The sequence below is a fragment of the Streptomyces sp. NPDC001156 genome (assembly GCF_053598275.1).
Genome location: NZ_JBSFJX010000318.1, coordinates 1 through 6,849, shown reverse-complemented (window position 1 = coordinate 6,849; position 6,849 = coordinate 1). Strand labels below are relative to the sequence as shown.

Annotated in this window: 8 protein-coding genes and 1 pseudogene; 3 read left to right on the top strand and 6 right to left on the bottom strand. The window is 66.6% G+C overall.

The annotated features are described in order from the left end of the window. Positions 1–386 (bottom strand): CBS domain-containing protein (locus ACWDA7_RS48950; protein ID WP_450614197.1); only part of this gene is annotated, 386 nt, incomplete at its 3' end. A gap of 78 nt (positions 387–464) precedes the next feature. Here ACWDA7_RS48950 and ACWDA7_RS48945 point away from each other — a divergent pair. Then, complete coding sequence (locus ACWDA7_RS48945; RefSeq protein WP_450614195.1) at positions 465–1,934, top strand: aminotransferase class I/II-fold pyridoxal phosphate-dependent enzyme; 1,470 nt, start codon at positions 465–467, stop codon at positions 1,932–1,934. Between the two features lie 287 nt (positions 1,935–2,221). After that, positions 2,222–2,457, top strand: a pseudogene (locus tag ACWDA7_RS48940) (ISAzo13 family transposase); the annotation flags it as partial. 91 nt (positions 2,458–2,548) lie between these two features. On the opposite strand, the gene ACWDA7_RS48935 reads toward ACWDA7_RS48940, so the two are convergent. Both ACWDA7_RS48935 and ACWDA7_RS48930 read right to left on the bottom strand, forming a co-directional pair. Beyond that, positions 2,549–2,806, bottom strand: coding sequence for a hypothetical protein (locus tag ACWDA7_RS48935; RefSeq protein WP_450614193.1), 258 nt, complete (start codon positions 2,804–2,806; stop codon positions 2,549–2,551). Between the two features lie 72 nt (positions 2,807–2,878). Continuing rightward, positions 2,879–4,198, bottom strand: a complete 1,320-nt coding sequence (locus tag ACWDA7_RS48930; RefSeq protein WP_450614191.1) for an RNA-guided endonuclease InsQ/TnpB family protein — start codon at positions 4,196–4,198, stop codon at positions 2,879–2,881. Between the two features lie 26 nt (positions 4,199–4,224). Between ACWDA7_RS48930 and tnpA the strand changes: the two genes are divergently transcribed. Next, positions 4,225–4,656, top strand: coding sequence for an IS200/IS605 family transposase (gene tnpA, locus ACWDA7_RS48925; RefSeq protein ID WP_450613836.1), 432 nt, complete (start codon positions 4,225–4,227; stop codon positions 4,654–4,656). A gap of 167 nt (positions 4,657–4,823) precedes the next feature. Here tnpA and ACWDA7_RS48920 read toward each other — a convergent pair whose 3' ends face one another. The 3 genes from ACWDA7_RS48920 to ACWDA7_RS48910 all read right to left on the bottom strand — a co-directional run bounded on the left by ACWDA7_RS48920 (position 4,824) and on the right by ACWDA7_RS48910 (position 6,640). Then, positions 4,824–5,237 (bottom strand): hypothetical protein, encoded by a 414-nt coding sequence (locus tag ACWDA7_RS48920; protein ID WP_450614189.1) that lies wholly within the window; start codon positions 5,235–5,237, stop codon positions 4,824–4,826. Positions 5,238–5,923: 686 nt separating this feature from the next. Beyond that, the gene (locus ACWDA7_RS48915) at positions 5,924–6,127 is read right to left on the bottom strand and encodes a cold-shock protein (RefSeq protein ID WP_141360305.1); all 204 of its coding nucleotides are present in this window, start codon (positions 6,125–6,127) and stop codon (positions 5,924–5,926) included. A gap of 222 nt (positions 6,128–6,349) precedes the next feature. Next, entirely contained in the window at positions 6,350–6,640 is a 291-nt protein-coding gene (locus tag ACWDA7_RS48910; protein ID WP_450614187.1) for a hypothetical protein, read from the bottom strand. Positions 6,641–6,849 lie beyond the last annotated feature (209 nt).

The window sequence follows — 6,849 nt, the reverse complement described above, 5'->3', positions numbered from 1 at the left end:
GGCCGCGCCGCGCTGATGTCGCCGAGCGCCGACCGGGGGTCGCGTTCGATGGCCAGGTCGCCGAGCGAGACGATTCCGACCGGATGGTCGCCCTCGACGACGGGGAGGCGGCGGATTGAGTGCTCGCGCATCATCTCGATCGCGCGGTCGAGCTCGTCGTCCGGGCTGATGGTGAACACATCTTCGCTGCACGCGTCGGCCACGGTCGTCTGTTCCGGGTCCGCGCCCTGCGCGAGGGCCCGTATGACCAGGTCGCGGTCGCTCACCAGTCCGCGCAGGTGATCCTTCTCCGTGACCAGGACAGCGCCGATGTTCTGGTCACGCATCAGCCAGGCCACGTTGGCCACGGAGGCCTGCGGTTCCACGGTCACCGGCGCGCTGGTCATGATGTCGCGGCCGGCCTCCACCCCCGCCGGGGCAGCCCAAAGCGTATGTCCGTCGCGGTTTCGGGAACCCGCTGACACATGGGTCTGAACCACGATGAAGCACCCGTACTCGACGCGCTCGCCCGGTATCACGACGCTGACGAGCTGGGATTCACACCGCCCGGCCACAAGCAGGCACGTGGCGCGGACCCCCGAGCTCGAGCCGTGCTGGGGGACGCCGTCTTTTTCGGCGACGTCCTGGCCAACGGCGGGCTTGACGACCGTCTCACCCGTGCCCGCGTTCTGGAGCGGGCCGAGGAACTCATGGCCGACGCGGTGCACGCCGACCACACGTTCTTCTCGACGTGCGGCAGCTCCCTGTCGGTGAAAGCCGCCATGCTGGCCGTGACCTGTCCTGGCCACCAGCTCCTCGTAGGGTGCGATGCGCACAAGTCGGTCGTTGCCGGCCTCATCCTGTCCGGCGTCGATCCTGTGTGGGTGGAGCCCCAGTGGGATGACATGCGGCACATCGCCCACCCCCCGTCGGCGGCCGCCCACGACAAGGCGTTCGCCCAGCACCCCGATGCCGACGGAGCCCTGGTCACCAGCCCGACCCCGTACGGAGCCGCGGCCGACCTCACGGCCATCGCGGACATCTGTCACCGTCGCGGCAAGCCGCTCATCGTGGACGAGGCGTGGGGAGCGCATCTGCCCTTCCACGACGGTCTGCCGTCGTGGGCCATGGACGCGGGCGCCGACATCTGTGTGACCAGCATCCACAAGATGGGCAGCGGGCTGGAGCAGGGCTCGGTGTTCCACCTCCAGGGTGACCTCATCGATCCCGCCGAGCTGGCCTCTCGTGCCGACCTGCTCGGCACGACGAGCCCGAACGTCCTGCTCTACGCCAGCATCGATGCCTGGCGCCGGCAGATGGTCCAGCAAGGCCGCGACCTCATCGGCAAGGCCCTGGAACTGGCCGAACGCACCCGCACGGCCATCGAGACGATCGACGGCTTCCACGTCAACGACGCGACGGACTTCTGCGGCCCCCACCTCGCCGCCGGCTTCGACCCGTTGCCGGTCGTGACGGACATCAGCGAACTGGGCACCAGCGGCTACCGGGCAGCCGACTGGCTGCGGGAGAACCATCACATCGACGTCCACCTCTTCGACCACCGGCGTATCAGCGCCCAACTCACCCACGCCGACAACGAGCAGACCGCGCGTCTCCTCACGGCACTGCGCGACCTGGCCGACCACGCCGCCGATCTCCGGAATATCCCCCGGGTCGCCGTCCCGTCACCCGCCGATCTGCGCATGGACCAGGTCCGGCTGCCCCGCGACGCCTATTTCTCCCAGCACGCAAAAGTTCCCGCTGCCGAGGCCCCGGGAAGAATCGCCGCCGAGATGATCACCCCCTACCCGCCCGGCATCCCCGTTGTCCTGCCCGGTGAACGCCTGACCGAGCCCGTGCTCGACTACCTGATCACCGGAGTCGCAGCCAGCATGTTCTTGCCAGACGCGGCCGATCAGCGTCTGACCAGCGTGCGCGTCGTCGCGCAGAGCTGATCCGCAACTGGAACACCCGTGTCGGGGCCAGCGAAGGGTGCTCAATGACGACCAACGCGGACAGCCGCTGGCAGATAAGTCGCAGGCCACAGCATTGATCAATTGCCCGGCCGCAGGTCAAAGACTCGACCCATCACTTCTGGTTCAAATCCCGCCACCCCGACAGTGAAATGCCAGGTCAGGCTGAGTGCTGAGAGATCAGCACTCAGCCTGACCTGTTCCCCAGGGGCTCTCAAGGAGGTGACGGACACCGTCGTTGTCGCCGCCCGGCGGCGCGGCGCTTGCGGCTGGCCACCGTGCCCCATCTGCGGGTCACCCTGGCCGCGGAACCGCTCGCCGTGCTGTTCGGCAACAGCCGCACCGCGATGCACCGCACCCTCCTGAAGAACAGGAAACTGCTCGAGGCACACGTCATCGTCATCCCACCCGCAACGACACCACCCGTGATCCTCGCAGCCCTCCAGCCTCGGGCCTCACCCAAACCGGCGAGCCGCCCCAGAACAAGATCAAGACGACATGTTAATGATCTGCAAGCCTTTAGGCATGGAGATCGGGATCGCAGCGAAATCCCCAGCGGCTGCACCAGTCGTCCGAGCTAGAGCACACGGGGCAACTCACTGTCGGAACGCCAGCAGGTCAGCGATCAGTTGCTTTTGCGCCGTCATGGGCTCGCCTTGGCGCTCTCCGGCAACGACATGATCCCGCAGCAGTTCCAGGTCCTGCTGTGCAACGAATGAACTCCTAAAGCGGGTGTCGCACACCGCCCCGCCGTCGATGTCCAGCACCCAACGCGCGTTGAACGCGTGCACGACACGGATATACGAATCCAGATCGCTGCGGTCGGAATCGAGCGGATCGCAGATTGCGTCCATCCGCGGAAGCCCTCGTCAGTCATGCATTGAAGTGCTCTCCTCCCCTCGCAAGCTCGGGAAGGAGATTCCTGCCTACCTTGCGGCGGCGGGCTTGACGCGTTTTGGCGCCTGACGACTGCACCTTCCGGCAGCCGGGATCGCCACGAGGCCGATCCGGTACAGGTGCAAGATGTTCCGGGCTGCGTTCCAGTCGGCGTTCGCCGCGAAGCCGCAGTCCGGGTTCCTGCATACGAACGTGGCCTGGTCCTTGCGGCTGCCTGGCGTGGTGAAGCCACATGCAGAGCAGCGCTGGGAGGTGCCGGGGGCTGGGACTTTGACCAGGGTGGCGCCGTACCGGGCGGCCTTGTACGCCAGCATCGTGACCGTGCGCCCCCATGCCTCCTGGCTGATGGAGCGGTTGAGACCGGCCTTCTGCTTGACGTTCTTGCCTGGCTCTTCGACGGTGCCCTTCGCGGACTTGACCATGTTCGTGATGGTGAGTGCTTCGACCACGACCGTGCCGTACGTGCGGGCGAGGTAGGTGGTGGTCTGATGCTGCCAGTCAAGGGCGCGGCGCGTGGCTTTTGCGCGGAGCTGCTTGATCTGGTCGTACGTGTGCTGCAAGCGGCGGGACGTCTTCTCACCGCGTGTGCAAAAGCCCTTGCGGTGCGCTGCTTCGCGTTCCAGGCGCAGCAGCTTGGCTTTCTCCTTCGGGGTGAGCCACTTGTCCCGGTCGGCGGTGCCGTCCGGGAGTCTGGCGGGGCGGCCGTGGTCTTGATGGTTGCCGTCGGACAGAGCGAGGGGCACCGTGACGCCCACGTCGATGCCGACCTCGGGGCCGGTGTGGGGCGCGGGCGTGGACTCCTGGGTCATGACACGGAAGGCGATGTGCCAGCCGAGGGCATCCTTGACCAGGCGTGCGCCGGTGATCCGGTTATCAGTGGTGGCGTGCTTGCCGACGGGGAGCTCTTGGGTCCAGCGGAACCGTACTCGGCCGATCCTGGGCAGGTTGACCATGCCCCAGCGGCGGTGCACCCGCTTGATGTTCAGGTCGCGGCCCTGCGGGACGTCCACGCTCATTGCGGACCGCAAGCGGCCCTTGAAGTTCGGTGCGTTGGCCCGGCCCTCCCAGCAGTTCTTCCACGCCTGGAAGTACGTCTTCAGCACCGCCTGCGCGGCCTGCGCGGGCAGGACGGCAAGGAAATCGAGGTCCTTGCGGGCCTGCCGTATCGCGGTATCGGCGTTCGCAAGCGTGCGCTTGTCCTTCGGCATCATCTGCCACCAGGCGTGCAGCAGGTTCCACATCGTGCGGGCCGCGTGCGCCTGGGCATCGGCCCTCGACACCTCGGCAGGCGACAGTGCAAGCCGGGCACGGTGCCCGAACTGCCGCTTCACCAAGGTGTTTTCACTCATAGCGATCACCATACTACAGTTGGTTTATGTCGCCGCGATGGAATCCGAATCCCGATGTTCGCACCGGTCGTCACGTTGTCTTCGACCTGCATGTCCATTTGGTGTTCGTCACAAAGTACCGGCGCGGCGTGTTCACCGACGCCATGTTGAACAGGTGCGAGGAGATCATGCGGGAGGTGTGCGAGGACTTCGAGGCCGAGCTGAAGCAGTTCAACGGCGAGCACGATCACGTGCACCTACTCGTGCACTATCCGCCGAAGGTCCAGCTCTCCAAGCTGGTCAACAGCCTCAAGGGCGTCTCCGCCCGACTGCTGCGCAAGGAGTACGACACGCACGTCCGCCGGTACCTGTGGGGCGGGCACTTCTGGTCCGGGTCGTACTTCGCAGGCTCATGCGGAGGAGCGCCGCTCACCGTCGTGAAGCAGTACATCGAGCGCCAGCAGCGCCCCGTAAGCTGAGGCCAACACCGCGGACCCGTGCCCACGGCCGAGGTCAGAGCAGTCCTGAGATGCGCCTCACCACCACCCTGAAGAGCGGCGCATTGCGCAAGATTAGAGGTAGAAGGCATACGGGGCACACGGAAGGGGTGCCCTCCCCCAACAGCGGAAGGGCACCCCAAGGGCGGTCAGCGGTCGTCACGGTCGTGGTGGCCCCAGCGGCCGTGGCCCCAGCCGTGATTGCCCCGGTCGTCACGGTCGTGGTGGCCCCAGCGGCCGTGGCCCCAGCCGTGATTGCCCCGGTCGTCTCGGTCGTGGTGGCCCCAGCGGCGGTGGCCCCAGCCGTGGTTGTCCCGGTCGTCTCGGTCGTGGTGGCCCCAGCGGCCGTGGTCCCAGCTGTGGTTGCCCCGGTCGTCACGGTCGTGGTTGCCCCAGCGGTCGTCACGGTCGCCGCGCCCGTAGTCATCATGATCGTGACCACGGTCATGCGTGGCATGAGGTACCGCCGAGGGTGCATAGGTTGCGGCGCTGGCGCCAGTGGCGCCGCCCAGCAGGACGGCGGCTGCGACGCCCAGCGCGGCAGCAAGACGGGAAACCCGCATTCCGTGCTCCTTTCACGGCAGGTGCCTGATGCGCCCGCCTGGTCGGTCACATCAATATTTACAGCGCAAGTGTCACGGTGAGTCAGAATTCCACCCAAAGGCACGTTTTATGATGGTCTGTGTTGAGTCACGAATCGGCGCCAGGCGGGTCGGCGTCACGCGCGGCACGCGAACCGGAGGCCCGCGCCCCGTCCACCAGGGTGAACTTGCATCACACGATCTTGCCGAAGCCTCCCACCCCACACTTGTCCGCGATCACCTCCAACAACAGCAACCCCGCCCCGACTCGTCCCGTAGTCCGGTCCGGCACATGCGAACAGGCATCAGCGCCCGTGGACTATCCAGGGACGGGGAATCAACCAAAGGCGGCGCTGAGGCCGGTGACCTGCGGGAATCTCCAGCGTAGAAGCGCCCTCCAGAGCCGTTGCCGTACAGCGGCGGAGTACAGCAACCACCGCAACCGCGGCTGGCTGTCAGAAGCCGTCGATGGCGGGCTGACCAGCTCACCAGACCTCTCTGCCTGCGGACGTGCTCGCCGTGGGGGAGCAGGTCGACGTCCCCTTGTGACTTTGCGGGTTCGGGGCGGCGGATCACTGCCAGGGGTGCGCACTGGCTTGTCGCCCTTTCACCCGGGCAGCAAGAGACCCCGGCCGGTAACCATCCGGCCGGGGTCTGTCTATGCGTTGTTACTCGGGGCGGATGTGCTCCGCCTGCGGGCCCTTCTGCCCCTGGCCGACATCGAACGTGACCCGCTGGCCCTCTTCCAGGGAGCGGAAGCCGGAGGCGTCGATGTTCGAGTAGTGGGCGAAGACGTCGGGGCCGCCGCCGTCCTGCTCGATGAAACCGAAGCCCTTTTCAGCGTTGAACCACTTGACGGTGCCGCTGGCCATGCCTGTCTCCCTCAAGGAAATTCGGAATCCCGCACCGTGCGGGATCCGGAGGTGATCGCCTTGGTCCGGAGAGGCGCTGAACAGCAAAGACGCCCGAGATGTGTGTCACGGGCGAACGGACTTCGGAACCACGACTACTTGTAGCGACGCTACACCGGGCGAGGCCGAAGAGCACAGGCCTTATGGGATCGCGTAGGCGAATCTCTAGCGTCACGACGGCCGTTACCGGCCGACGTCGCGGCGGCTGCAGACGGCCTTCCACGCCGGCCCGGTGAGATCGACGACCATCATTCCGTCTGCAGCCGCGCGGACGAGGATCCAGCCTTTCGCCTTGAGCCCTTCGAGCTGCTGCCGAATGTCCTGGCCCAGCTCCTCGACGAGCTGCGTCTTCGGCGGTTGCGTGCCGCCGTCCAGGAGCTCCGCGAGCCGGGAAGACGAGCGCTTCCTCCTCAGCGGTGATACGGAAGTCCATGCGCTGACGCTACGTCCCTGCCGACCAGGGCGCGCGGCCACCCCTAGGCCCCGGCACGATCACGTGGGGTGCAGTTCCGATCTGAGTGGAGGTCACCCAGGACCGCCCTGTGTTGCGTTGGCCCGGCATCAGTGGATTGGGCAGGTACATACCGCTCACTCAAGTCCATGTGGCGCGTTGCCCGCGCCGTGGTGACGGCGCGAAAATCGGTCGCGGGTGCCGCCCGCGTCTGACGTCGCTTTCCTCTTGG